This window comes from Glycomyces sp. NPDC021274 (assembly GCF_040641195.1).
In the GTDB taxonomy this organism is placed as follows: domain Bacteria; phylum Actinomycetota; class Actinomycetes; order Mycobacteriales; family Micromonosporaceae; genus Glycomyces.
Genome location: NZ_JBFADC010000012.1, coordinates 68,679 through 93,976 on the forward strand (window position 1 = coordinate 68,679; position 25,298 = coordinate 93,976).

Annotated in this window: 20 protein-coding genes; 15 read left to right on the plus strand and 5 right to left on the minus strand. The window is 73.1% G+C overall.

Annotation, left to right across the window (positions count from 1 at the left end):
• Positions 1-38: 38 nt before the first annotated feature.
• The gene (locus tag AB0I03_RS22220) at positions 39-848 is read right to left on the minus strand and encodes a hypothetical protein (RefSeq protein WP_360415804.1); all 810 of its coding nucleotides are present in this window, start codon (positions 846-848) and stop codon (positions 39-41) included.
• A 137-nt stretch (positions 849-985) separates the two neighbouring features.
• On the opposite strand from AB0I03_RS22220, the gene AB0I03_RS22225 reads away from it, so the two are divergent.
• The 8 genes from AB0I03_RS22225 (at position 986) to galE (ending at position 10,787) form a co-directional block, all read left to right on the plus strand.
• Positions 986-1,786, plus strand: a complete 801-nt coding sequence (locus AB0I03_RS22225) for a sugar phosphate isomerase/epimerase (protein ID WP_360415806.1) — start codon at positions 986-988, stop codon at positions 1,784-1,786.
• 180 nt (positions 1,787-1,966) lie between these two features.
• Positions 1,967-3,694, plus strand: coding sequence for a stealth family protein (locus AB0I03_RS22230; RefSeq protein ID WP_360415808.1), 1,728 nt, complete (start codon positions 1,967-1,969; stop codon positions 3,692-3,694).
• Positions 3,695-3,847: 153 nt separating this feature from the next.
• Positions 3,848-4,942, plus strand: coding sequence for a DegT/DnrJ/EryC1/StrS family aminotransferase (locus AB0I03_RS22235; protein ID WP_360415810.1), 1,095 nt, complete (start codon positions 3,848-3,850; stop codon positions 4,940-4,942).
• Entirely contained in the window at positions 4,939-5,946 is a 1,008-nt protein-coding gene (locus AB0I03_RS22240) for a Gfo/Idh/MocA family oxidoreductase (protein ID WP_360415812.1), read from the plus strand. Before AB0I03_RS22235 ends, AB0I03_RS22240 begins: the two co-directional genes overlap by 4 nt.
• Positions 5,946-6,896 carry a hypothetical protein gene (locus tag AB0I03_RS22245; RefSeq protein ID WP_360415814.1) on the plus strand — a complete coding sequence of 317 codons (951 nt, stop codon included), beginning with the start codon at positions 5,946-5,948 and terminating at the stop codon, positions 6,894-6,896. The genes AB0I03_RS22240 and AB0I03_RS22245 overlap by 1 nt, the downstream gene beginning before the upstream one ends.
• Positions 6,897-6,904: 8 nt before the next feature.
• Complete coding sequence (locus AB0I03_RS22250; RefSeq protein ID WP_360415906.1) at positions 6,905-8,188, plus strand: nucleotide sugar dehydrogenase; 1,284 nt, start codon at positions 6,905-6,907, stop codon at positions 8,186-8,188.
• A 23-nt stretch (positions 8,189-8,211) separates the two neighbouring features.
• Positions 8,212-9,804, plus strand: coding sequence for a glycosyltransferase family 4 protein (locus AB0I03_RS22255; RefSeq protein ID WP_360415816.1), 1,593 nt, complete (start codon positions 8,212-8,214; stop codon positions 9,802-9,804).
• Between the two features lie 2 nt (positions 9,805-9,806).
• A complete protein-coding gene (gene galE / locus AB0I03_RS22260) occupies positions 9,807-10,787 on the plus strand; it encodes a UDP-glucose 4-epimerase GalE (RefSeq protein ID WP_360415818.1) in 981 nt (326 codons plus the stop codon).
• A gap of 54 nt (positions 10,788-10,841) precedes the next feature.
• Here the strand turns inward: galE and AB0I03_RS22265 are convergent, their stop codons facing one another.
• From AB0I03_RS22265 to AB0I03_RS22280, 4 genes are all read right to left on the minus strand, one after another.
• Positions 10,842-12,953 (minus strand): glycosyltransferase family 1 protein, encoded by a 2,112-nt coding sequence (locus tag AB0I03_RS22265; protein ID WP_360415820.1) that lies wholly within the window; start codon positions 12,951-12,953, stop codon positions 10,842-10,844.
• Positions 12,950-14,212, minus strand: a complete 1,263-nt coding sequence (locus tag AB0I03_RS22270) for a glycosyltransferase (RefSeq protein ID WP_360415822.1) — start codon at positions 14,210-14,212, stop codon at positions 12,950-12,952. The genes AB0I03_RS22265 and AB0I03_RS22270 overlap by 4 nt, the downstream gene beginning before the upstream one ends.
• A gap of 242 nt (positions 14,213-14,454) precedes the next feature.
• Positions 14,455-15,540: a UDP-N-acetylglucosamine 2-epimerase (non-hydrolyzing) gene (gene wecB / locus AB0I03_RS22275; protein WP_360415824.1), complete on the minus strand. Its 1,086-nt coding sequence runs from the start codon at positions 15,538-15,540 to the stop codon at positions 14,455-14,457.
• Positions 15,537-16,133, minus strand: coding sequence for an acyltransferase (locus AB0I03_RS22280; protein ID WP_360415826.1), 597 nt, complete (start codon positions 16,131-16,133; stop codon positions 15,537-15,539). The genes wecB and AB0I03_RS22280 overlap by 4 nt, the downstream gene beginning before the upstream one ends.
• 246 nt (positions 16,134-16,379) lie before the next feature.
• Between AB0I03_RS22280 and AB0I03_RS22285 the strand changes: the two genes are divergently transcribed.
• From AB0I03_RS22285 to AB0I03_RS22315, 7 genes are all read left to right on the plus strand, one after another.
• Positions 16,380-17,909 (plus strand): glycosyltransferase family 4 protein, encoded by a 1,530-nt coding sequence (locus AB0I03_RS22285; protein WP_360415828.1) that lies wholly within the window; start codon positions 16,380-16,382, stop codon positions 17,907-17,909.
• Positions 17,906-19,123 carry a glycosyltransferase family 4 protein gene (locus tag AB0I03_RS22290; RefSeq protein ID WP_360415830.1) on the plus strand — a complete coding sequence of 406 codons (1,218 nt, stop codon included), beginning with the start codon at positions 17,906-17,908 and terminating at the stop codon, positions 19,121-19,123. The genes AB0I03_RS22285 and AB0I03_RS22290 overlap by 4 nt, the downstream gene beginning before the upstream one ends.
• Positions 19,120-19,632: a hypothetical protein gene (locus AB0I03_RS22295; protein ID WP_360415832.1), complete on the plus strand. Its 513-nt coding sequence runs from the start codon at positions 19,120-19,122 to the stop codon at positions 19,630-19,632. The genes AB0I03_RS22290 and AB0I03_RS22295 overlap by 4 nt, the downstream gene beginning before the upstream one ends.
• Positions 19,625-20,944, plus strand: coding sequence for a glycosyltransferase (locus AB0I03_RS22300; protein ID WP_360415834.1), 1,320 nt, complete (start codon positions 19,625-19,627; stop codon positions 20,942-20,944). The genes AB0I03_RS22295 and AB0I03_RS22300 overlap by 8 nt, the downstream gene beginning before the upstream one ends.
• Positions 20,941-21,486: a hypothetical protein gene (locus AB0I03_RS22305; RefSeq protein ID WP_360415836.1), complete on the plus strand. Its 546-nt coding sequence runs from the start codon at positions 20,941-20,943 to the stop codon at positions 21,484-21,486. Before AB0I03_RS22300 ends, AB0I03_RS22305 begins: the two co-directional genes overlap by 4 nt.
• A 13-nt stretch (positions 21,487-21,499) precedes the next feature.
• On the plus strand, positions 21,500-23,002 hold the full coding sequence (locus tag AB0I03_RS22310) for a glycosyltransferase family 4 protein (protein ID WP_360415838.1): 1,503 nt from the start codon (positions 21,500-21,502) through the stop codon (positions 23,000-23,002).
• Positions 23,003-23,168: 166 nt separating this feature from the next.
• Positions 23,169-25,274: a glycosyltransferase family 1 protein gene (locus AB0I03_RS22315; protein WP_360415840.1), complete on the plus strand. Its 2,106-nt coding sequence runs from the start codon at positions 23,169-23,171 to the stop codon at positions 25,272-25,274.
• Positions 25,275-25,298: the final 24 nt, after the last annotated feature.

Below are 25,298 nucleotides of genomic sequence, written 5' to 3' on the forward strand. Positions count from 1 at the left end.
CCCAAGGGGCTCTGCGGAAGCAGGGCCCCTTAGAGGTCTCAGCGGCGGCGGGGCATGGGTAGGAGCCGCAGTGCGCGCTCGCTCGCCGGGTGCGGGGCGACGAGGCCGAGCTTGTCGCGCGCGTCGCACAGGTCGGCCAGCTTCTCGTAGGCCCGCGCACCGAGCAGTTCGGTGAGTTCGACCGCGTACGAGAGGTACACGGGCTCGACGGCCGTGTGCGCCTTCGGGGAGGCGGTGCACCACCAGTCGAAGTCGTGGCCGCCGGGGCCCCACGAGGCCCGGTCGAACTCGGTGATGAGGGTGACCGACACCTCCGTGCCGTCCGCGCGGTGCTCGGTCTTGAAATCGCGCTTGACCGGCAGCTGCCAGCACACCTCGGGCTTGTACTCCATGGGGTGGACGCCGTCGCGCATCGCCTGCTGGTGCAGCGCGCACCCGGCCCCGGTGGGGAAGCCCTCCCGGTTGTGGAAGACGCACGCGCCGTCGACGACCGCGGTCTTCTTCGCGGGCTCCTCTTCGCCGTCCTCGTTCTCGAGGGTGTCGTCGACGATGGTGTCCTTCCAGCGCCGGTGCAGCTGCCACGTCTCGGGCGTGAGCTTCTTGACGATCTGCCTGGTGCGCTTGATGTCGTCCTCGTCGGTGTAGAACGCGCCGTGCAGGCAGCAGCCGTCGGCGGGCTGGCCCGCTTCGATGCCGGGGCAGCCGCCCTCATCGGGGTGCTTGCCGAAGATGCATCCCCAGCGCGAGAGCAGCCAGGTGAGATCGGCCCGGACCATGGTCCCGGGGTCGTCGGGATCGAGGAACTCGACCCATTCGCGGTCGAAGTCCTGCGCCACCTCGTCGGTCATCCCACCAAGGTACCCGGAGCGGTACGGGTTGCACGGGAACCGCGCCCGGTGCAGCGGGCGGCCGCGGGGCGCGGCGCCGGACCGGTCCGGCGGCGAAGCTTGCGAGCCGGAAAACCGAACGGCGTACTCTGGGGGGCGTGACCCAGTCCGTCCCGGTTCTGCTGTCGACCACCTCCGTCTACCCGGAGCCCACTGCGGTGGGCTTCGAGCTCGCCGCCGAGCTCGGCTACGACGGGGTGGAGCTGATGGTCTTCACCGACCGGGTCTCCCAGGACCCGTCGGCCGCCGCGAGCCTCGCCAAGCACTACGGCGTGAAGATCGGCGCGGTCCACGCCCCGTGCCTGCTCGTGACGCAGCGCGTGTGGAGCGCCGACCCGTGGACGCGGCTGCGCCGCTCGGTGCAGGCCGCCGAGTACCTCGATTCGCCCACGGTCGTGATCCATCCGCCGTTCTCGTGGCAGAAGGAGTACGCGTCGAAGTTCTCGACGGTCCTCGACGGGCTGCGGGCCCGGTACCCGCACGTGACCATCGCGGTCGAGAACATGTTCCCGCTCAAGCTCGGCAAGCGCAAGCTCGTGCCCTACCGGCCCCACTGGGACCCGACCCGGCACGGCTACGACGCCTACACGCTCGACCTCTCGCACTGCGCCGCCGCCGGCGCGGACGCGGTGGCCATGGCCGAGCGGATGGGCAAGGGCCTGCGGCACATCCACTTGTGCGACGGCACCGATCCGGGCGCGGACCAGCACCTCGTCCCCGGGCGCGGGACGCAGCCGTGCGCGGAGCTGCTCGGCTCGCTGGGCGCCTCCGACTGGGACGGCTCGATCACCGTCGAGGTCAACACCCGCAAGAGCGGCAACCGGACCCGCCGGTCCGCGGACCTGCACGAATCGCTGAAGTTCGCCAGGGACGCCCTGGGCGGCCGCGCGCGCGAGTGACCGGCCGCGGATCGCCGTAGCGATCAGCGCACCGCTTCGCAACCCGCAGCGGCGGCTCCGGAGCCCTCCGATTCGCGGCGGTGACCAGCAACCCGGTCACCGGCTCGTGCGTTTGTATCATCGGAAGGCGCCTCGCCGTGCAACAACCGTTGGCGGGCGGCCGATCATGGAGGAGTACGGATGCCGAACGAGCAGCGGAGCTCGACCGCGCGGATGCGACGTGTCGTGGGTCGGTTCGTCCCGGCGTCCTTGAAGGAGAAGCGGTCCGAGCGGATCCGCGAAGGCCGCGCCGCCGAGCGCCGTGCCGGGCTCCTCGCCGCCGACCCGGCGCTGCGCCGGTTCGAGCACGACGGCGGGGCCTTCGTCGGCCGCCGCGTCGAGCACTTCACCGCCGCCGAGGCCGCCGAAGCGAACCTGCGCCTCGTCGTCGAGGCCGCCGAAGCCGCCGGACTCGAGTACTTCCTCGTCCGCGGCGCCGCTCCCGAGCGCTACGTCGTGGGCCTGCGCCGGGCCGACAAGAAGGCCTTCCTCGAGTCCGTGCGCGAACGCCACGGCGACACCGAGCTCTACGTCGCCCGCACCGGCCGCACCGACAAGATCACCGCCGGGCCCGCGCTCTACGCCGACGGCGCGCTGCCGCGCGACGTGAAGAGCTCCTCCACGCTCCGCTACGGCCGCTTCCTCCTCGGCCCCGAGGACCAGCTGCTGGCCGGCCTCGAGTACGGCTGCGACGTGGAGTTCTGGACCGACGGCGAGGACTTCGCCGCCCACCCCGACTACGGCGAGCGGATCCACCGCGTCAAGGTCCTGGTCCCGAAGCCCATGTTCGCGGGCGCCTGGGTCGCACCGCGGCCCAACCGCATCGCCGACGTGCTGCCCGCCGAGGCGCGCAAGGCCGCCACCCAGGTGATCGGCGAGCACAAGTACGCGACCTTCGAGCCGTTCACCCGCAGGCTCGTCGACGACGTCGACTTCCCGATCGACGCGGTCTACATGTGGGTCGACGGCGCCGATCCGGCCTGGGCGGCGCGCCGCGCCGAGTACGACGGCACCGGAACCGAGGGCCACTCGCACCTCAGCGGCGCCTCCCGCTACACCGACCGCGACGAGCTCAAGTACTCGCTGCGCTCGCTGCACACGTTCGCGCCGTACCTGCGGAACGTCTTCATCGTCACCGCCGGCCAGACCCCCGCCTGGCTCGACACCGACGCCCCGGGCGTCCGCGTGGTCGACCACAGCGAGATCTTCGCCGACCCGACGGCGCTCCCGGTGTTCAACTCCCACGCGATCACCACGCAGCTGCACCGCATCCCCGGCCTCGCCGACCACTACGTGATCCTCAACGACGACGTGTTCTTCGGCCGGGCCAGCCGCCCCGAGCAGTTCTTCCACGCCAACGGGATCGCCCGCGTCCCGTTCTCCTCCATGCAGATCGGGCTCGGCGACGCCCGGCCCGAGGACTCCGCGCCGAACCTCGCCGGGCGCAACGCCAGGCGCCTCCTCCAAGCCGACTTCGACCGCTTCATCACCAGCAAGTTCAAGCACGTCCCGCACCCGCAGCTGCGCGAGGTCGCCCTCGAACTGGAGGCGCGCCACCCCGAAGCCGTCGCCGCCACCGCCCGCTCGCGCTTCCGCGACCCCGCCGACATCGAGTTCGCCGGGCTGCTGCACCACTACTCGGTGCTCACCGGCCGCGGCGTGCCCGGCACCTCCAAGCTCATGTACGTCGACGTCGCCGACCCCGGCGCCCCGGCCAAGCTCGACGCCCTCGCGTCCGAGCGCGACGCCGAGTTCTTCTGCGTCAACGACGTGGACACGCCGCCCGAGCGGGAGGCGGCGGTCGACGCGATGGTGCGCGGGTTCCTCGAGCGCTACTTCCCGTTCCCCTCGCCCTACGAACGCCGCTGACCAGCCCGGGACCCGCGGGGTTCACCCTGCGGATTCCCCTCCGGAACCTGGTCGCTTCCTCGGGTTCTGAGTAAATTAACCGAAGATCACCTCTGTATCATCGATGGCGCATCACGAACCGATGCCCGTGTACCGACATCCCTGGGGGGACGAATGCCAGACGACCAGAGGGAGTTCATTCCCCCGGCGCGACCGCACATCGGCGAGGCCGAGATCGAAGCCGCCGTGCGCGTGCTGCGCAGCGGCCAGGTCGTGCAGGGCCCCGAGGTGGCGGCCTTCGAGGAGGAGTTCACCAAGGTCTCCGGCACCGCGCACTGCGTCGCCGTGAACTCCGGCACCTCCGCGCTCCAGCTCGCCCTCCTCGCCATGGGCATCGGCCCCGGCGACGAGGTCATCGTGCCCTCGTTCTCCTTCGCCGCGAGCGCCAACGCGGTCCGCCTCGTCGGCGCCGAGCCCGTCTTCGCCGACATCGAGGCCGACTCGTTCAACATCGACCCCGACTCGGTCGCCGCCCTCATCGGCCCCAAGACCGCCGCGATCATGCCGGTCCACCTGTACGGCAACCCCGCCGACATGGCCCGCCTGACCGCGCTCGCCGACAAGCACGGCCTCGCGATCCTCGAGGACGCCTGCCAGGCGCACGGCGCGCAGGTCGACGGCAAGCCCGTCGGCTCCTTTGGCAAGGCCGGGACCTTCAGCTTCTACCCGACCAAGAACATGCACTCCCTCGAAGGCGGCATGGTCTCCACCGACGACGCCCAGCTCGCGCGCACCCTGCGCCTGCTGCGCAACCAGGGCATGGAGCAGCGCTACGCGAACGAGATCGTCGGCGCGAACATGCGCATGACCGACGTCGCCGCCGCGATCGGCCGCGTCCAGCTCGGCCAGCTCGAGGGCTGGACCGAGCAGCGCCGCGCCAACGCCGCGCGCTTCGACGCCGAGATCACCACCGTGGCGACACCGCCCGTGGCCCCCGGCGCCCGCCACATCTACCACCAGTACACCGTTCGCGTCACCGGCGACCGCGACAGCGCGCTCGCCCAGCTCAAGGACGCCGGTGTCGGCTCGGCCGTGTACTACCCGACGCCGATCCACAAGCTCGTCCCGTACGCCCACATGGACGTCGACCTGCCCGTCACCGACAAGGCCGCCGCCGAGGTCCTCTCGATCCCGGTCCACCCGTCGCTGACCGCCGGCGACATCGACCGCGTCATCGCCGCGGTGAACGCATTGGAGCTCGACCAGTGACCGAACAGCTGCGCGCCGGACTCATCGGCCTCGGCGCGATGGGCCGCAACCACGCCCGGGTGCTGAACGCCCTCGACGGCGTCGAACTCGTCGCCGTCGCCGACCCGGTCGCGGACGCGGCCGCCCTGCCCACGGGAGTGGGACTGGTCGCGCAGGTCGAGGAGCTCATCGGGCTCGGCATCGACTACGCCGTGGTCGCCTGCCCGACCGCGTACCACGAAGCGGTCGGCCTGGCACTGGCCGGCGCCGGCGTGCACGCCCTGATCGAGAAGCCGCTGGCGCACACCGCCGAGGCGTCCGTGAAGCTCGCGGCCGCGTTCGAGGCCGCCGGCCTGGTCGCCGGCGTCGGGCACATCGAGCGCTTCAACCCGGCCGTCGCGTCGCTGCGCGAGCGGCTCGAGGCCGGCGAGCTGGGGGAGATCCTCCAGGTCGTGACGCGTCGCCAGGGCCCGTTCCCGGGCCGCATCGCCGACGTGGGGGTCGTGAAGGACCTCGCGACCCACGACATCGACCTGACCGGTTTCGTCACCGGCCAGACCTACCGCACGATCAGCGCCCAGACCGTCTCGCGCTCGGGCCGCGAGCACGAGGACATGATCGCCGCCGTCGGGCAGCTCTCGGGCGGCACCATCGCGAACCACTCGGTGAACTGGCTCAGCCCGTTCAAGGAGCGCACCACCGTCGTCACCGGCGACCGCGGCTGCTTCGTCGCCGACACGCTCACCGCCGACCTCACGTTCTACGCCAACGGCGTGGTGGACACCGAGTGGGAGGCCATCAGCAACTTCCGCGGCGTCTCCGAAGGCGACATGATCCGGTACGCGATCCGCAAGCGCGAGCCGCTCCTGGTGGAGCACGAGCAGTTCCGGGACGCCGTCCTCGGCAAGCCGAACGACATCGTGGACCTGCGCCACGGCGCGGCCACGGTCGAAGTCTCCGAGATGATGCTGCGCTCGGCGGCGACCGGCCAGACCGTGGTCTTGGACGGCGCCGGGAAGCGATGATGAACGCGAGCCCTCCTGCGGCCCCGGCGCACGCTTCCGAGCCTGCCGAGCGCGTCGCGGCCGCCGAGCGGATCCTCGACTCGGCGGCGGGGCCCGATCACGACGAGCAGGCCTACCGGGTCTTCGCCGGCGAAGTCGCCGAAGCCCTGCAGCCCTTCACGCTCACCCTGGCCCCGGACGAACGCGTCAAGTGCTGGTCGGCGATCGCCGACCTCGCCGACGCGCACCTCACCGACGCGATCCGCCTGCGGCTCCCCGTCGAGCAGCGGGTGCGCCTCTCGCTCGCGCAGCACCGCGACCACGCCCTCCTCGAAGCCGCGATCGCCGAGCGGAAGCCGCGGTTCCTGCTCGAGGACGGCCGGCTCTTCGCCCGCTACCCCGGTTTCCGCGAGGCCGCGCACGACCTGGCGGACGAGTGGTTCGAGGCCACCGACGAGCGCGTCACCGCGCCCCTCGCCCTCGGCATCGAACCGCGGTACCTGGTGTGGACCGGCGTCAAGCGCGAGAACTACCGGCTCGAGTACTCCTGCTACCTGCCCGTGGAGGGCCTGCCCGATGCGGCCGTGCGCGTCGGCGTGGTCCGCCTTGCCGAAGGCGAGGCCCCCGGCAAGCGCACGGCGGCGCCCGCCGCCGAGGCGGCCGGACCCGAGATCGACGCTGTCGTGGAGATCCGGGCCGAAGGCGCGACCGCCACGCTCACCGCGGCCGTGCGCACCGAGGAGCTCACCGCCCGCGGGGTCGGCCGATGGTCCCTGCGGGTGTACCTCGACCTCGGGAGCTTCGGCTACGACCTCCCGCTCAAGGCCCCGCGCGGCTACCTCCAGCGCCTGGGGATGCCGATCGGCCTCGCTGTCGCGTGGGGCGAGAAACGAAGCCTGGTCGTCAAGGTCGACGAGCGGGCCACCTGGCGGGGCCTTTCCCGCCTCCGACTACTGGACTTCAGAAAGTGATGCGTGAGATGCGGATCTGTGTCGTCGCCATGGGCAAGATCGGGCTGCCGCTGGCGGTCCAGTTCGCCCACAAGGGCCACCAAGTCATCGGAGCGGACGTCAACGCCCGCACGGTGCAGTCGGTCAACGACGGCGTGGAGCCGTTCCCCGGCGAGCACCGCCTCGCCGAGCTGCTCAAGGAGACGGTGACCGCCGGGAACCTCAAGGCCACCACCGACACCGCCGCGGCAGTGGCCGAATCGGACGCCGTGGTCATCGTGGTGCCGCTGTTCGTGGACGCCCAGGGCGTGCCGGACTTCGGCTGGATGGACGCGGCGACGAACGCCGTCGCGGCCGGGCTCAAGCCGGGCACGCTCGTCTCCTACGAGACCACGCTGCCCGTCGGCACCACCCGGAACCGGTTCGGCCCCATGCTCGAAGCCGGGTCCGGCCTGACCGCGGGCACCGACTTCCACCTCGTGTTCAGCCCCGAGCGGGTCCTCACCGGGCGGGTCTTCGCGGACCTGCGCCGGTACCCGAAGCTCGTGGGCGGCGTCGACGAGGCCTCGGCCGCGGCGGGCGTCGCGTTCTACGAGGCCGTGCTCGACTTCGACGAGCGCGACGACCTGCCGCGCCCCAACGGCGTGTGGGACCTCGGCTCCGCCGAGGCCTCCGAGATGGCGAAGCTCGCCGAGACCACCTACCGCGACGTGAACATCGGCCTCGCGAACCAGTTCGCGCGGTTCGCGGACCAGCAGGGCCTTGACGTCATGAAGGTCATCGAGGCCTGCAACTCCCAGCCGTACAGCCACATCCACCGGCCCGGCATCGCCGTCGGCGGGCACTGCATCCCGATCTACCCGCAGATGTACCTGTGGAACGACCCCGAGGCCTCCGTGGTCCGGGCCGCCCGCGAAGCGAACGCCGCGATGCCCTCGTACGCCGTCGACGTGCTCGCCGCCGCCTACGGCGACCTCGCGGGCGCACACGTCCTCGTGCTCGGCGCCGCCTACCGCGGCGCCGTCAAGGAGACCGCGTTCTCCGGCGTTTTCCCGCTGGTGGAGTCGCTGCGGGCCAAGGGCGCCGTGCCGTACGTGTCCGACCCGATGTACACCGTGGCGGAACTCGAGGCCGAAGGGCTGCCGGCCCACCGGGGCGAGGCCGTGACCGCCGCCGTCGTCCAGGCCGACCACGACGAGTACCGTACGCTGTCCCCTGCGGATCTTCCCGAGGTCACGGTGCTGCTCGACGGCCGCCGCGTGACCGACCCCGCCGTCTGGGAGGGCCGCGAGCACATCGTGCTCGGCAGCTGACCCCGGACAGGTAAGGAATCGATATGGAGCCCGCTCCAGGCCCCGCCCGCGTGGTCATGGTGGTCCCCAACCGGATCGACGGGGACTCCCGCGTCCAGAAGGCGGCGGCGTCCATCGCCGCCGCCGGGTGGGAGACGCACCTCATCGGCGTCTCCGTCACCGGGAAGCAGGAGCCGTACGAGCAGGACGGCGCGGTGATCCACAAGATCCCGCTGCCGAAGATGGACCCGCCCCGGTCCTTCCGGCGGAACGCGGCGGCCCTGCGCTACCCGCTCGCCTACGTCGACCTGGAGCGCGCGAAGCGCCGCGAGCGGCACCTGAAGGCCGCCCGGCTCGAACTCGAAGCGCTCCGCGGCGGCGGCGACGTCCACGGCGGGGTCCGCCTGCCGCTGCTCGCCCACCGGGTCGGCCGCAGGCTCGAACGGGCCTGGGTCGGCCGCCGCGTCCGCCAGACCAAGCAGCGCGAGCGGTACCTCAAGCGCGACGGCCGCCTGGACCGGATCGAGCGGCGCTGGTGGGGCGCGCTCCTCGGCGACCGGGCCTGGCGCCGGCTCGACATCGCCATGCAGCGCTTCGAGCTCGCGTACCGGCCCGAGATCGTCGAGCTCGAACCGGACCTGCTCCACGCCCACGACGCCTACTCGATCGGCGTGTGCGTGCGCGCCGCCGAGCACCTGCGCCGCAAGGGCAAGACGGTGGCAGTGGTGTACGACGCCCACGAGTTCGTGCCCGGCCACGAAGGCCTCGAACCGAACAAGCTCGAGGCCCAGTCGCGCTGGGAGCGCCAGTACCTGCCCGGCGCGGACGCCGTCGTCACTGTCTCGCACCCGCTCGCGAAGCTCCTCAAGGCGCGCCACGGCCTCGACCGCGAGCCCTCGGTCGTGTACAACGCGCCGCTCGCGCACCCCGCGCCCCGCCCCGACCCGGGCGACCTCCGCTCGGACTGCGGACTCGACGCGCACACGCCGCTGGCGGTCTACATCGGCTGGGCCTCACCGGAGCGCCAGATCGAGGTCATCGTCGAGGCCGCCCGGCTCGTGCCCGGCCTCCACGTCGCGTTCATGGTCAGCCGCCACACCACGAACCCCTACGTCAAGCGGCTCATCGCCCTCGGCGAGGAGTACGGGATCGCCGACCGGCTCCACTTCCGCGGCTACGTCGACTACGAGGACCTGCCCCGGTTCATCGCGACCGCCGACATGGGCATCCACCCGATGCCCACGGGCTCGGTCAACCACGAGATCGCGCTGCCCAACAAGTTCTTCGAGTACTGCCACGCCAGGCTGCCGCTGATCGTCACCGAGGTGAAGACCCTCTCGGCAGAGGTGCGGCGCCTCGGCAACGGCGAGGTCTTCACCTCCGGCGACGCCCGGAGCCTCGCCGGGGCCGTCGAGCGGATCCTCGCCGACAAGGACGGCTACCGCCGCGCCTACAAGGACCCGGCGCTGCTGGAGGAGTACTCCTGGGAGCACCAGGCGCGCGAATACGTGCGCGTCTACGAGCGGCTCATCGGGCCCGCCCCCTCGCCCTCCCCGGGCCTGGAGCAGGCCCTGCCTCCTCAGGCTCTACCGCCTAAGGCCCTACCTCCTAAGGCTCTACCCCCTAAGGAAGTGTGACAATGACCTGGCTGATCACCGGCGGCGCCGGATACATCGGTTCCCATGTGGTGCGCGCGATGACGGCCGCCGGCGAGCGGGTCGTCGTCCTCGACGACCTCAGCTCCGGCATCCCCGACCGGCTCGCGGCCGACGTGCCGCTCGCGCAGGGCAACGTGCTCGACCGGGACCGGCTCGAGCAGGTCATGCGCGAGCACGAGGTCACCGGCGTCGTGCACATCGCCGCCCGCAAGCAGGTGGGCGAATCGGTGGAGCGGCCGCTCCTGTACTACCGCGAGAACGTCGAAGGGCTCCGCCTCGTCCTCGAGGCCGCCGCGGCGGCCGGGGTGACCCGGTTCCTGTTCTCGTCCTCCGCGGCCGTGTACGGCATGACCGACGTCGACCTCGTCACCGAGGACACGCCGTGCGCGCCCATGAGCCCCTACGGCGAGACGAAGCTCGCCGGCGAGTGGCTGGTGCGGGCCGCGGGCCGGGCCCACGGCATGGCCACGGTCTGCCTGCGCTACTTCAACGTCGCGGGCGCGGCCGCGCCCGAACTCGCCGACGTCGGCGTGTTCAACCTGATCCCCATGGTCTTCGACCGCCTGTCGAAGGGCGAGGCGCCGGTCGTCTTCGGCGACGACTACCCGACCCCCGACGGCACCTGCGAACGCGACTACGTGCACGTCGAGGACCTCGCCTCCGCGCACCTGGCCGCGGTCCGCCGCCTCACGGCCGACCCCGAGACCCGCCTGGTCCTGAACATCGGCCGCGGCGAGGGCGCCTCGGTCGCGGAGATGGCCGCGGTCATCCTCGACGTGACCGGCCGCGAGGGCGTCAAGCCCCAGATCGCGCCGCGCCGCGAGGGCGACCCCGCGCGCGTCGTCGCCTCCGCCGAACTGGCCCTGAAGGAACTGGGCTGGTCCGCGCGGTACGGCGTGCGCGAGATGGTCGAGTCCGCCTGGGAGGGCTGGTGCCTGCGCCACCCCGAGGCCGCGCACTGAACGCATGAGCGAAGCCTCCCCGGCCGACGGCCGGGGAGGCTTCGCTCGTTTCGGCTACGGCCGCTCGCCGAGGAGCAGCTCGTCGAAGTCGGCGCTCACCACCGACCAGTCCCAAGTGGACAGGGCGTATTCGGAGGCGAGCTTGGCCTGGTCCCCCCAGCCGCCCTCGGTCGCGTTGACCTCCAGCACCCGCTGGGCCGCCTCGGCGGGGGTCTCCACGACCCAGCCCTCCGGGTACAGCGTGCGGGCGCTGTTCGCCTTGCCCGCGTAGAACGGCCAGTCGCGCACGACGGGCACCGCGCCGCTCGCCGCGCCCTCCATCAGGCCCACATGGGAGCCCTCGCGCACCGACGAGGAGAGCACGAACCCGATGTCGGTGAGCTTGCCCGCCACATCGTCCGTCGGCCCGAGCCGCAGCACGGCCCCGGACTCGACCAGGGGCTCGAGCTCCTTCTCGTACTGCTTGCGGTATTTCCGAGTGGCCTTGCTGAGGGCCGGGTCCATGTCGCCGCCGACGATGAGCAGCCGGTAGCGCTCGTCCTCCGCACGCAGCAGCCGTAGCACCTCCAGCGCCCAGAGCGGGTCCTTCGCGACCGAGTTGACACCGATGAGGCCGAGGTTGAAGCGGGCGTCGGCGGTCTTCTCGAGCACGAAGCCGCTGAGCTCCATCGCGTTGTGCACCACGGGCATCCGCGGGGCGAGCGGGCCGTTCAGCTGCGGCGCGAGCGCCTTCGTCAGGTCCCGCACGTGGTCGGCGACGAACACGAGGTCGTCGATGCGGGAGAAGTCCACCAGCTGGGTCCAGCGGGTGAACGCCTCGTAGGAGTGGAGGCGGACGACGATCCGGGTGTCGCCGGGGTCGATCGTGGTGAGCATGGCGGCGGGGCCGACGCACCAGTCGAGGAACACCGTGTCGGCCCAGTCCAGGTACGGGCGCAGAAGGTCCTCGGCGAGCGCGCTGTACCCGTCGTCGTGGCCGAGCCGGTCCAGGATGATCTGCTTGTCGCTCCAGGAGATCCGCTTGAGGGACGCATGGGTCGCCAGGTCCAGGTAGCGGACCTCCACGTCCGGGTGCTTCCGGTAGCGGTCGAGGATGTGCCCCAGGAAGTTGTCGTTGGCGCTGGTCACGACCAGCAGCCGCACCGGCCGGTCGGTCGGCGGCGGGGCCGCCGGGAGGCGGCGGCCGCGAGGCGTCGCGAACTGCCGCATCACCTGGGAGTCGTGGAACGGCTTGATGAATCCGGCGGTGTCGGTGGAGAGCCTCGTGGAGAGCTGGTCGATGTGGATGACCCGGTGGAAGGCCCACAGGTGGGCCCGCTTGAGGCGGTCGGCGGCCCCGTCGAAGTTCCCGGCGGCCAGTTCGCGGTCGGCCAGGGCGAGCAGCGCGGACACGGCCCGGTCGACGTACTTCGGGTTGGCGCCGCGGTTGACGGACAGCCTGACGGCCTCGTCGAGCAGCTCCGCCTTGGTCTCCGGGTCGCTGATCTTCGACGCCGTCTGCGCGAGCGCGTACTCGGCGTCGGCGTGCCGGCGCGCCCAGCCCATGGCCTCGGCCACGCGCCTGCCGATCGCGAGGCGCAGACCCTCCGGCACGCCGGGGAGCCGCAGCGGGAGCCGCCACAGCTTCGCGCCCAGGCGGTTGTGCATGATGCGCCGGGAGCTGGCCAGGCGCGCCGCGGCGGCGGGCAGGTCCTTGACGGAGCGGCCGAACTCGCGGGCGACGAGCGAGGCCGGGGCGCGGAACGGCCCGGGCTCGGGGGCGCCCTGCGCGGCGAGCTCGCGCGCGGCGTCGACCGCGGGGGAGAAGCCGTTGACGGCCTTGGCGGTGCGGTTGCGCTGGGCGAGCTGCCAGACGGTGTACACCCCGCCGTCGTCGATCGCGGCGATCACGTGCGCCCGGGCGGCGTGCTCGCGCAGCCACCGGTCCTTGCGGCTGCGGATCCACACGCGTTCGCCGAACGGGAGCTTGGCGGCGCGGCGCAGGTTGGAGCGCGCCAGCTGGTGCGTTTCGGCGAGGCCGGCCCCGGCGAGGTCGCGTTCCAGGTAGTCGTCGGGGACCGAGCCGGCGTAGCAGACCCGCGCGCCCGCGGCCGTGAGTTTGCCGACGGTGTCGGCGACGAGGGCGGCCGGCGGGGCGCCGCCGCTGATGAGCAGGACCTCGATCACTGGATGCGGCCTTTCTCAGCCTCGAACTGTTCGACCAGGTGCTTCACTGCCGTGGACATGATGGCCTCGCGGGTGAACCGGTCCGCGTGCGCCATGGCCTCGGCGTGCTGCGCGTCGGTGGACTCGACGGCGAGGTGCGCGGCGGCCGCGAAGGCCTCGGCGAGCGCCTCGGCGCCCATGCCGTGCGCGCCGGTCCACAGGGGATGGCCCTGGAGGACGTTCGACGCGTCGTGCTCGACGGCGTGCGCGGACACGATCGGCAGGCCGGTGGCCATGTACTCGTAGACCTTGCCGGAGGTGACGTAGCGGCCGCCGATGAGGATGAGCACCATGGCGTCCCATCCGGCATAGGTGGCGGCGACGTCGGCCTTGGCGACGGGGCCGCCGTAGCTCACGCCGTCCGCCTCGGCCTTCTGGAGCGCCTGGGCCTGCGGGGTGGCGCCGCGGGAGGCGCCGTGTCCCATGTGGCCGCGGACTTCGAAGCGCGCGTTGGCGAGCAGCGGCTCGCGCTGCCGGGCCCGGCGCCAGCCTTCGAGGACCGCGCCCAAGTGGTCGGCGGAGAAGCTGACGGTGCCGAGGTAGCCGAAGACGAGGCCGGACTCGGGGTCGGGCCGGTGCGCGCGGCCGGGCGTGCTGTCGGCGTCATAGCCGTTGCGGACGACGTGGACGCGGTCGGCGAAGTCGGGGTAGCGGGCGCGGTAGTGCTCGGCGATGGGGTCGTTGACGACCCACAGGCTGACCGCGGACCCGAGGATGCGCGCCTCCCACCGGCCCTCCTCGGTGTCGGGGCCGAAGGCGACGCGGCCGTCGACGACGTCGATCGACCAGCCGTCGCGGAAGTCGACGGCGTAGGGGACGCCGCACGCCTCCCACAGCTTCCAGGCCGCGGCGAGGTTCACGTACGGCACGCAGGTGGCCAGGAGCAGGTCGGCGGGCTTGTCCTTGTGGATGCGGAGCACGGCCTCTTCGAGGGCGGGGCGCCAGTCGCCGAAGACCGCCTCGGGGAAGTGCTCCAGCGGGCGTCCGCGCATCGCCTTGAGCCAGGTCGACGGGGAGGCGGCCCGCTCCTCGCTGTACCGGCGGATGTCGGTCTCGACGTCCTCGCGGCGCAGCGGGAGCTTCACGATCTCGATCCGCGGGTCGACCTTGTCCGACAGGGTGTGGTCGAGGCCGGACTCGAGGTGCCAGGAGTCGTCCTCGAGGTTGACGACGGTGACGTCCCAGCCTTGGGCCACGAACTGGTTGGCGGTCTCGCGCATGCGGTACGTGCTGCTCTTCGCGGCAGGGGGGAACCCGATCGCGAGGTAGACCAAGTGTGGGCGCTGCCCGTCGGGACCCGGCTCGGGGGCCTTGTCCGTGCGAGGGGCCCCGGCTGTTGAGAACGCAGACATAATAGTGGACGTTAGCACGTAAGGGAATACCCCTGACCTGCCCGGATCCGGGCGCGGGAGGCCCCTCACGCACCCGGCCGGGCGGCGGCGGCCGCCCGACCGGGAGCCTGCTACGCCAGCCGCTCCGCGAGGACCCGCACCACCGCGAACCCGGCCCGGCCGTCCCCGTACGGGGCGTCGAGCGCGGTCTCGGGGGCTGGGCGGGTGGCGGTCGCGTGCCACTCCTCGCGGGTGAGCCGGTCGGGCCGGGGGACGAGGACGTTCCAGCCTTCTGCGAGCGTCTCGACCCATTCGGTCTCGGTGCGCAGCGTGGTGCAGGCGCGGCCGAGCAGGTACGCCTCCTTCTGGAGGCCTCCGGAGTCGGTGACGACGCCGGAGGACGCCAGGACGGCGGCCACGAGCTGGCGGTACGGCAGCGGCTTGCCCGCGTGCAGGCTCCCCTGCGTGAGCTTGAGCCCGTACTGGTCGGCCTTGGCCTGCAGCCGCGGGTGGGCCAGGAGCGCCACCTGGATCGGCAGGCCCGCAAGGGACTCGACGAGCGCGGCGAGCAGCTCGGGGTCGTCGGTGTTCTCGGCCCGGTGCAGGGTCGAGACGAGGAACGGCTGCTCGGGGTCGATCCCGGCGGGCAGCTCCGGGCGCTCCCCGGCGGCGAGGACGGCGTCGCGGGTGCGGTGGCAGACGTCGACCATGACGTCGCCGACGTTCGCGGACCGGTCGCCCAGGCCCTCGTTCGCCAAGTGCCGCATGGCCTCCTCGGTGGGGGCCAGCAGCAGGTCGGCGCAGTGGTCGGTGAGCACCCGGTTGTGCTCCTCGGGCATGCGCCGGTTGAACGAGCGCAGGCCGGCCTCGAGGTGCGCGACCTTGAGGTGCTGCTTGACCGCCGAGAGCGCCCCGGCGATCGTGGAGTTCGTGTCGCCGTAGACGAGCACCCAGTCGGGCTGCTCGGCGTCGAGGATCGGGTCGATGGCGGCGAGCATCGCGCCGGTCTGGGCGCCGTGGCTGCCCGAGCCGATGCCGAGGTGGAAGTCCGGTTCGGGGATGCCGAACTCGGTGAAGAACACGTCCGACAGCTCCGGGTCGTAGTGCTGCCCGGTGTGGATCACGACGTGCTCGTGCTCGGAGTCCTTGAACGCGGCGGCGATCGCGCCGAGCTTCACGAGCTGGGGCCGGGCCCCGACGATGCTGACGACCTTCACTTGCTCTCCTCGGTGAGTCCGGTCTCGGTCTCGCGGTAGCGGTCTCCCGCCTTCGGGTCCTCCCACACGCCGTCTCCGGCGGTGACGAGGCGCTCGCCGGTGCGGCCGACCCATCCGGCCTGCCGGGCCGGGACGCCCATGACGAGTGCGAAGTCCGGGACGTCCTTGGTGACGACGGCCCCGGCCGCGACCATGGCCCAGCGGCCGATGCGCACGGGGGCGACGCAGACGGCGCGGGCGCCGATGGAGGCGCCCTCGGCGACGTCGACGCCGACGGCCTCCCAGTCGGAGGCGGCCTTCTTCGTCCCGTCCGCGGCGACCGCGCGCGGGTTGTGGTCGTTGGTGAACACGGCGGCCGGGCCGACGAACACGCCGTCGGCGAGGGTCGCGGGCTCGTAGACCAGCGCGTAGTTCTGGATCTTGACGTTGTCGCCGATGCGCACGCCGGTGCCGATGTAGGCGCCGCGGCCGATCACGCAGTCGGTGCCGAGCACGGCCTGCTCGCGGATCTGCGCGAGCTCCCAGACCGAGGTGCCGGCGCCGATCTCGGCGCTGTCGTGCACCTGCGCGGTTTCCTGGACTCTGTAGGACATTCGTCGCTTCCGTTGCAATGGGAACCGGCGTCGCGCCGGGTTCGGTCGAGTCGACTATACGGAACCCGCCTGGGGGCGCTCCGCGAGAACGCCGCCGCGAGCGCCCCGGGAAACGGCGTCTGAACAGCAGGCCGAATCTCCGGTGAACTTAGGGAAACGCCGAGTGAAGCGGTGAATATCCTACGATTGCGGCGACTGGGTCGCCCCTCGATCCCCGGTCGCGCAGTGGCCCAGTTCGGAGGAGCGATGGACAAACCCCGGAGCATCGTGATGCTCGTGCAGAACGGCGTGGTCGGTGACTCCCGCATCCAGAAGGAGGCCGAGACGGCCGCCGCCGCCGGGTGGGACGTGACCCTGCTGGGCCGCACCGACGGCCGCGCCGAGGAGTGGACCATCGGCGGCGCGAAGGTGCGCCTGGTGCCCACCGGACGCGACTTCGACCGGCGCCGCCACGAGGTCCGCCGCCCCTGGCTCCGCAGTCCCCTGGCCTACCCGCCCGGCCCCCTCGAGCACTATCGCCGCAAGCAGGTCCGCGCCTGGCGGGCCGACCTCGAGTGCGACCGGGCCCGCGCGGCGGTGGCCGGCGCGTCCCTGCCGCGGCTCGGCCTCGCCGTCCGCTCCGCCGCCGTCACCTGCGCGTCGCTGTGGATCGGGGCCCGCACCCGCTCCAGCCGCCGCGTCCGCGAGGCCCGCGCCGCCGCCCGCGGCCCGGCCGAGCGCCTCGCCGCCGCCTGGTGGCGCGCCCTGCTCGGCGACCGGTCCTGGCGGCGGCTCGACCCGGCCCTGTGGGAGCTCGAGCTCGCGTTCGGCCCCGTCGTCGACGCGCTCGCCCCGGACCTCATCCACGCCAACGACTTCCAGATGCTCGGCGTCGGCGCCCGCGCGAAGCTCCGCGCCGCCGCGAAGGGCCGGGACGTCAAGCTCGTGTGGGACGCCCACGAGTTCCTGCCCGGCATGAAACCGTGGAAGGACCACCCGTGGTGGCACGCCGCGCAGGTCGCGCACGAGCGCGAGTTCGCGCCGTACGCCGACGCGGTCGTCACCGTCTCCGACACCGTCGCCGCGCTCCTGCGCGGACGCCACGGACTCGACGAGGCGCCGGCCGTCGTCATGAACACGCCCGACCTGGCCGAGACCGCCCCGGCGCCCGAGCCGTCGCTGCGCGAGCGCTGCGGCATCGGCCCCGGCACGCCCCTGCTCGTCTACAGCGGCGCGCCCCTGGAGCAGCGCGGCCTCCACATCCTCGTCGAGGCCCTCCCGTCCCTGCCGGACGCGCACGCCGCGTTCATCGTCTCGAAGCCCCACTGGCGCTATGTGGTCCGCCTCCAGGAGCGCGCCGCCGAGCTCGGCGTCGCCGACCGCGTCCACGTGCTCTCCTATGTGGAGCACCGGCAGGTGGTGCCGTTCGTCTCCGGCGCCGACATCGGCGTCATCCCCATCCACCACTGGGGCAACCACGAGATATCCCTCATCACCAAGTTCTTCGAGTACTCCCACGCCCGCCTCCCTATCGTCGTCAGCGACGTCGAGACCATGTCCGGCCTGGTCCGCGGCACCGGCCAGGGCGAGGTCTTCCGCGCCGAGGACACCGAGGACTTCACGCGCGCCGTCAAGCAGGTCCTCGCCGACCCCGAGGCCTACCGCTCCGCCTACGAGGACGGCCGCGTCCCCCTCGGCGAGTGGACCTGGGCGCGCCAGGCCGAAGTCCTGTGCGGCGTGTACGAGCGACTCATCGGCCGCCCCGGCGGCCCCGACCGAGAGGCCGCCCCGCAGTGACCCCCGAGGGACCGCACGTCGCCGTCGTCACCCCCTGGTACCCCGAGCCGCAGGTGCCCTTCCGCGGCTCCTTCGTCCGCGCCATGGTCGAGGCCACGGCCCCCGGATGCTCGCAAGTGGACGTCTGGCACCTCAACCTGTGGACCGTCGTCCGCACCGCCGAGCGCCTCGAGAAGACCTGGGCCGCGCAGCGGCTGCTCCTGCCCCGCTCCGTCCCGCCGATCCCGTCCGCCGCGGGTTCGGTCCTGCGCCGCGTCCCCGTCCTCGCCCCGCCCACCGAGGACTGGCGCGAGAAGTCGGACCTGTTCGCCGAGTGGCTCGCCGTCGCCCTCGACGGGGCCCGGCTCGCCGCCCCCGTGATCCACGCCCACGTCCCGCTCACCGCCGGCTGGGCCGCCTTGGAGAACGCGGCCCCCGGCGCGAAGGTCTACGCCACCGAGCACGCCTCCTTCCTCGCCGACATCCTCGCCCAAGGCCCGGCCCGCGACCGCTACGACGAGATCCTCGACCGCCTCGAGGGCTACTTCGTCGTCGGCGAGCCCCTGCGCGACCTCGTCGCCGCGACCTTCCCCCACCACGCTGACAAGATCGGCTTCATCGCCAACCCGATCGACTTCCGCTCCGGCGGCGTCCGCGCCCCGGGGCCGCTGCGGCGCTGGCTCGCGGTCTCCTCGCTCACCGAGCGCAAGCGCATCGACTACCTGCTGCGGGCGTTCGCGGTCTGCCGGGCCGAGGACCCGGACCTGACGCTGACGCTCGTCGGCGACGGCAAGGAGCGACCCGCCCTGGAGGCGCTCGCCGCCGAACTCGCCGTCGCCGAGGCCGTCGACTTCCGCGGTTCCGTCGCCCCCGAGACGATCCCGGGCACCATGGCCGAGCACGACCTGCTGGTGCACGCCAGCCGCCACGAGACCTTCGGCATGGTGGTCGTCGAGGCGGTCGCCGCGGGCATCCCGGTCCTGGTGAGCCGCTGCGGCGGCCCCGAGCACGCCCTCGCGGGATCGGCCGCGGACGCCGGCGAGTACTTCGACGTGGACGACGACCCGGCGGTCCTCGTCAAGGCCTGGCAGGCGCTGCGCGGCCGCCACCCCGGCGGGACCGACCTCGCCCGGGCGCGCGCCGCACTGGAGGCCCGGTACGGATACGAGGCCGTCGCCGCCCAGCACCACCGGGCCTGGTCCGGGCCCGCCGAGACCGGTCGGGAGACCTCGTGAGAATCCTGTACGCCGCCCCGATCTCCAAGCGCTACAACGCGATGGCGACCGAGACGCGCCTGGCCGCCGAGCACGGCCATGAGATCTGCCTGGTGGCGCAGCACCGCAACTACTGGGAGGCGCACCCGCTCGATCCGCGGGTCGAGGTGCACTGGCTGGGCGCCGGCCCGAAGGCGCGCCGCAGCCGCCTGGTCACCCTCGCGCTGTGCCGCGGCCCGCGCGCCGTCCTGCGCCGCCTCGGCGGCCCGGGGGAGCGGGCCATGCAGACCTGGAACCGGCGGGTCGCCGACCCGATCGAACGGCGCCGCCAGGACCGCACCAACGCGCTGCGCCAGGCGTACCGCCGCCAGGCGGTCCTGGACCTCGTCGACGCCGCGGACTGGCTCGTCCTCGGCGAGCCCGGCGCGATCGACCTGCTCGCCGACGAGCTCCCCGGCCTGCTCGCGCGCCGCCCGGAACTGCGCACCACCTACTCCTACGAGGACTTCGCGGAGGACCCCGGTGCCTAGGCCGCGCCTGCTCTACCTCGCGTTCTACTTCCCGCCCTCGCGCGCCTCCGGCGTGTTCCGGGCCCGCGCCACCGCGAACCACTTCGCCGCCGCAGGCTGGGACGTCACCGTCCTGCGCGCCCCCGACCGCTTCTTCGACGAGGTCGCCGGCTCCAAGGACCCCGGCCTGGTCGCCGGGATCGACCCGTCGGTCGAGACGGTCCCCGTGCCGATGGACTTCTTCGCGTGGGAGACCGAGGTGGCGCGGTACGGGTGGCTGCGCGGGAACGCGCCGGTCCTCGCCAAGACCCTGCACGAATGGCGGCAGCGCCGCTCCTTCCCCGAGAACTACCGGTCCTGGGGCGCGAACTGCGTCACCGAAGGCCTTCGCCTGCACCGGGAGCGCCCCTTCGACCTGGTGCTCGCCACCGGGAACCCGTTCGCGTCCTTCGCCGCCGCCTGGAAGCTCGAACGCCGAGCCAAGGTCCCCTACCTGGTGGACTACCGGGACTCGTGGACGCTCGACCTCTTCGCGAACGCCGACGCGTTCCCGCCCGGCCACCCGGCCTGGGCCTGGGAGCGGCGGGTCATGGACCGCGCCGCCGGAGCCGTGTTCGTCAACGAGGCCCTGCGCGAATGGCACGCGGCCCGCTACCCCGGCACCGCGGACCGCATGTCCGTGGTGCCCAACGGATGGGACCCCGACCTCCTGGACCCCGAGCGGATCGCGGCGACCGCGGCGGACGGGCCGCTCTCGTTCGCGTACGTCGGCACCCTCACCGCCAACCAGCCGGTGCGCGCCATGATCGACGGCTTCCGCGCCATGACCGCCGCCGGCGAGCACGCCGACGCCACCCTCGACCTGTACGGGCACTTCGGGTTCTTCACCGGCAGCCCCGACAAGCTCCGCGCCGAGTTCGGCCTCGACTTCGCAGCGGAAGGCGACGTCCGCTACCGCGGCCCGGTCGCCAAGACCGCCATCGGCGACGCCTACGGCGCGAGCGACGTCCTGGTGTTCCTCGCGGGCGGCTCCAAGTACGTGACCTCCGGGAAGATCTTCGAGTACATGGCCACCGGGAAGCCCATCGTGTCGGTGCACGAGCCCGGCAGCGCCGCCGAGCCGCTGCTGCGCGACTACCCGCTGTGGTTCCGGCCCGCCTCGCTCGAGCCCGCCGCGGTCGCCCGCGCCATGGCCGAGGCCGGCGACGCCGCCGCCAAGCACGACCCCGAGACCGCCGCCCGCGCCCGCGCCCACGGCGCGGCCTACACCCGCGACCGGGCCCTCGCCGAACTCGAACGGCAGGCCCGCCGGACCATCGGAGGCCGGCCATGAGCGGCCATGTCGTCGTCGTGCTCTTCACCGGCGGCCAGGTCGGCCGCGTCAACCGCTTCGTCGCCGAGGCCGGGGCGGCGGGCGTCGCGGTCACTGTGCTCACCGCCGAGGGCGGCCAGGCCTGGAAGCGCGGCAACCGGATCGAAGGGGCCGCCGCCGTCCACTCCATCGGCCGCGCCGAGAACCGCCAGCCGCTCGTCTGGCTCTACCTCGCCTGCATCGAACGCGGACCCGGGATCGTCCTCGACCGCGCCGCGAAGCGCGTGCCCGGTCTCCCCGGCCGCGCCTTCGGGAAGCTCGCGTCCCTGCACCGCAAGGTCGCCAAGGTGATCCGCCGCCGCGTCTTCTGGCCCGTGTACCGGCTCGTGCGGCCGCAGGCCCTGCGCGCCATCGCCCGCCGCCGCACCGGGCCGCTCGACCTCGACGGCGCCGACCGGGTCGTCATCGTCGACAACGCCGCCGTCCCGTTCGGCTGGGGCCTCACCCGCCGCCGCCCGGGGCTCCGGGTCACCCGCCGCCTCGACTCCTTCTCCGCCGACTGAGAGGCAGAGCCTGATGGAACCGCACCCGAACCGACGCGTCGTCATGCTGGTGGACAACCAGATCGACGGCGACTCGCGCGTGCAGAAGAGCGCCCGCTCGATGGCCGACGCCGGCTGGGAGGTCCACCTCATCGGCCGCGCACCCGGGACCGAGACCGAGGAGTACCTCCTCGGGGAGGCGCACGTGCACCGCCTGCCGCTCCGGGATCTCAGCCAGCCCAGGTCCATGCTCGACCGGGCCATGCGCCTGCGGCACCCGCTCGCCTACGCCGGCAGCGAGATCGCGAACATCCGGTGGCGCGACATGACCGTCTCCCTGACCGAGGAGGCCCAGCGCGCCCACGCCCCCGGCGCCCGCGGCCGCACGGCCCTCCCGCGGCCCCTGCGCGACCTCGCCGGGAAGGTCCGCCGCCGGTGGCTCCGGACCCGGATCCGCCAGACCCGCGCGATGTTCAGGTGGCGCAAGGCCAGGATCCACGGCGGGCTCCAACGCGCCGACGCCTCCTGGGCGTCCGCGCTGCACGGCACCCGGGCGTGGCGGCGGCTCGACCCGACCCCGCTGCGCTACGACGTGTCCTACGCCAAGACCATCGAAGAGCTGCGGCCCGCGCTCATCCACGCCCACGACTACCGCATGATCGGCGTCGGCGCCCGTGCGGTGGCGCGCGCCCGCGCCCGCGGCGAGCACGTCGCCCTCCTGTACGACGCCCATGAGTTCGTGCCCGGCATGACCAACCCGGCCGGGCACCGCTGGCTGGTCTCCCAGACCCTCTACGAGCGCGAGTACTTCCGCTGCGCCGACGCGGTCGTCACCGTCTCCGAGCCCCTCGCCGACCTCCTCGTCGCCGAGCACGGCCTCGCCGAGCGGCCCGAGGTCGTCCTCAACACCCCGCCGCGCCTCACCGCGGCCGCGGCCCGCACCTGCACCGACGTGCGCGACGCGTGCGGTCTCGGACCCGAAGCGCCCCTTGCCGTCTACTGCGGGGGCGCATCCGAGCAGCGCGGCCTCCACACCCTCGTGGACACCCTCGCGCTCCTGCCCGACCTGCACATCGCCCTGGTCGTCAACACCCTCGACTCGGAGTACATGCAGGCGCTGTACGCCGCCGCCGAGTCCGCCGGGGCCCGGGACCGCCTGCACGCCATGGGGTACGTGCCCTACGACGAGCTGCCCGCGTTCCTCTCGACCGCCGACGTCGGCGTGCACCCGCTGCGCAGGGGCCCGGTCAACCACGAGGTCGCGTTGAGCACCAAGTTCTTCGAATTCATGCAGGCCCGCATCCCGGTGGTGGTCAGCGACGTCCGCGCCATGTCGGAGGCGGTGCGCGACATGGGCATCGGCGAGGTCTTCGCCGCCGAGGACCCGGCCTCGCTGGCCGCCGCCCTCAAGGCCGTCCTCGACGACCCGGGCCGCTACCGCGGGCCCTACGAGGATCCCGAACGGTTCGACGAGTGGACCTGGGAGGTCCAGGCCCGCAAGCTCGACGCGATCTACCGGCGGCTCCTGGGCGGCTGAGCGCCGGCCCGGTCGATCGCCGCACGCCGCCCCGTCGCCACCCGCGCCCTCCACTGCGGCCCCTCCGGGCCTCCGCCCGGTCACCGCCGCCCATGGCACTTCGGACCGCAGGTGGGGCGGTACGATGCCGTCCACCCCGCCTCCTCGCCCGACCAAGGAGTCCCACGTGACCGGTCATCGAATCGTGATGCTGACCGTCGGCGAAGCCGACTCCGGCACCCGGACCCACCGGTTCGCCGAGGCCGCCGCCGTCGCCGGCTGGGACGTCCGCGTCCTCGGCCGCTCGCCGGCCCGCACTCCGCGCGAACGCCGGATCGGCCAAGGCCACGTCACGCTCGTCCCGGTGAAGGACGGCTTCGCCCTGCGGCCGCATGAGGTCCGGCCCTCCTGGCGGCGCGACCCGCTCGCCTACCCGAACGGTCCCGCCCGCGCCTACCGGCGGCGGCAGCTGGAGGTCGCGCGGCTGCGCCTGCGCCACGACCGCCTGCGCGCCGACGCCGCCCGACCGCTGCGCCGCGCCGCCCTCAAAGCCCGCGCGGTCGTACTGCGCGGCCAGGGCTTCTGGTACCGCAAGCGATCCGGGCGCACCACGCGGCTCCTCGAACGCCGCCGCGACCTGTCCTCCGCGCTCGACCGCGCCGCGACCGGGTTGTGGACGCTCGCCCCCGACTCGCTGCTGTGGCGGCGGTTCCTGCCGTCCCTGTGGGACTGGGAACTGGCCTTCGGCCCCGAGATCGACACCCTCGCACCCGACCTGATCCACGTCGGCGACCCCGAGCTCCTCGGCGTCGCCGCCCGCGCGAAACTCCGGGCCGCCGCCGCGGGCCGCACGATCCGCATCGTCTGGGACGCAAGGGAACCCGACCCTGCAGGCAATCCCCGCGCGGACCTGGGCCTGGCCGCGTACCTCCGCGAACACGCCGCGAGCGCGGACGCGGTCGCCGCGGCCACCGGCCCGCTCGCCGACCGCCTCGCCGCCGAGCACCGCCTCCCCGAACGCCCGGTCGTCGTCGGCGACGTCCTGCCCGACCCCGGCCTCCAGTTCGCCGCCGACCCCGCCAGCGAATCGCAAGTGGAGGCGATGCTCGCCGTCTACGAGCGGCTCTGCCCGGCCCCGGCCCGGCCCGCGCCGGTGACGCTCGCCGAGAGCCTGCGCGCCGCCGCCTTCCCGCACCGGACCGGACCGGTCCCCTGGCCCGCCGTGGACGGGAAGCGGGTGCGCCTGGGCCTGGGCACGGCGAACTCCGCGGGGCAGCTCGCCGAGTTCGCGCGCGTCCTGGCCCGCGCCCGGCCCGACTTCGGCGCGGAGAGCGTCATGATCCCCTACGCCGAGCACCTCCGCTACGACGCCGACGTCTTCGTCGATCCGAAGCACCAGGGCGAGGGCGGGTACGAGGACTGGCGCTGGGAGCGGGTCACGCAGGCGTACACGCACCTGGTGGCCGACGGGTTCCGGACCGTGTTCGGCCGCCGGTTCGGCGGCCATGTCGGCGACGAGATCCGGGCCCTCCAGCGGCTCGGCCTGCCGACCGCGCTGCTCGCGCACGGCAGCGAGGTCCGCCACCCGCTGCGCCACCTCGAACGCAACGAGTTCTCGGCCTACCGCGCGGCCCCTGCCGACCTCGTCGCGCGCCTGGTCGGCACCACCGAGCGCAACCGGCGCATCGCCGACGAGAGCGGCTTCCCGCAGTTCTGCACCACTCCGGACCTGCTCGACGACCTGCCCGACGCGGTGTGGGTCCCGGTGGTGGTCGACGTCGACTCGTGGGACTGCGACCGCCCGGTCTTCGAGCGGACGGTCCCGGTGGTCGTTCACGCCCCCTCGAACCGCTGGACCAAGGGCACCGACCTGATCCTCCCGGTCCTGGAGGACCTCCAGGCGCGCGGCGCGATCGAGCTGCGGCTCCTCGAAGGCGTCGCCCATTCCCGGATGCGCGAGTTCGTGATGGACGCCGACCTCGTCGTCGACCAGATCGGCATCGGCATCTACGGCGTGCTCGCCTGCGAGGCGATGGCCGCCGGGAAGCCCGTGACCGGCTGCATCGGCGAGACCGCGGCGAAGGCCTACGGGCCCGACCTGCCGGTGCTGCACACGACGGCCGAGACGCTCGGCGCGACGGTGGCGTCGCTGCTGGACGACCGCGACCGGGCCCGCGCCATCGGCGCCGCCTCGCGCCGCTACGTCCGCGAGGTCCACGACGGGACGCTCAGCGCGGCCCGCTTCGCGGCGTTCCTCGACGGTGTTCCGCAAGCGCTGCCTGCAGGATCGTGAAGACCTGCAGTGTCGGCACGGTTG

What these genes read in the sequence shown, in the direction of transcription:
- AB0I03_RS22220 (WP_360415804.1), bottom strand. Translation starts at nt 848, where the DNA reads ATGACCGACGAGGTGGCGCAGGACTTCGACCGCGAATGGGTCGAGTTC.
- AB0I03_RS22230 (WP_360415808.1), top strand. Translation starts at nt 1,967, where the DNA reads ATGCCGAACGAGCAGCGGAGCTCGACCGCGCGGATGCGACGTGTCGTG.
- AB0I03_RS22235 (WP_360415810.1), top strand. Translation starts at nt 3,848, where the DNA reads ATGCCAGACGACCAGAGGGAGTTCATTCCCCCGGCGCGACCGCACATC.
- AB0I03_RS22245 (WP_360415814.1), top strand. Translation starts at nt 5,946, where the DNA reads ATGAACGCGAGCCCTCCTGCGGCCCCGGCGCACGCTTCCGAGCCTGCC.
- AB0I03_RS22250 (WP_360415906.1), top strand. Translation starts at nt 6,905, where the DNA reads ATGCGGATCTGTGTCGTCGCCATGGGCAAGATCGGGCTGCCGCTGGCG.
- AB0I03_RS22255 (WP_360415816.1), top strand. Translation starts at nt 8,212, where the DNA reads ATGGAGCCCGCTCCAGGCCCCGCCCGCGTGGTCATGGTGGTCCCCAAC.
- galE (WP_360415818.1), top strand. Translation starts at nt 9,807, where the DNA reads ATGACCTGGCTGATCACCGGCGGCGCCGGATACATCGGTTCCCATGTG.
- AB0I03_RS22270 (WP_360415822.1), bottom strand. Translation starts at nt 14,212, where the DNA reads ATGCGCGAGACCGCCAACCAGTTCGTGGCCCAAGGCTGGGACGTCACC.
- AB0I03_RS22280 (WP_360415826.1), bottom strand. Translation starts at nt 16,133, where the DNA reads ATGTCCTACAGAGTCCAGGAAACCGCGCAGGTGCACGACAGCGCCGAG.
- AB0I03_RS22285 (WP_360415828.1), top strand. Translation starts at nt 16,380, where the DNA reads ATGGACAAACCCCGGAGCATCGTGATGCTCGTGCAGAACGGCGTGGTC.
- AB0I03_RS22305 (WP_360415836.1), top strand. Translation starts at nt 20,941, where the DNA reads ATGAGCGGCCATGTCGTCGTCGTGCTCTTCACCGGCGGCCAGGTCGGC.
- AB0I03_RS22310 (WP_360415838.1), top strand. Translation starts at nt 21,500, where the DNA reads ATGGAACCGCACCCGAACCGACGCGTCGTCATGCTGGTGGACAACCAG.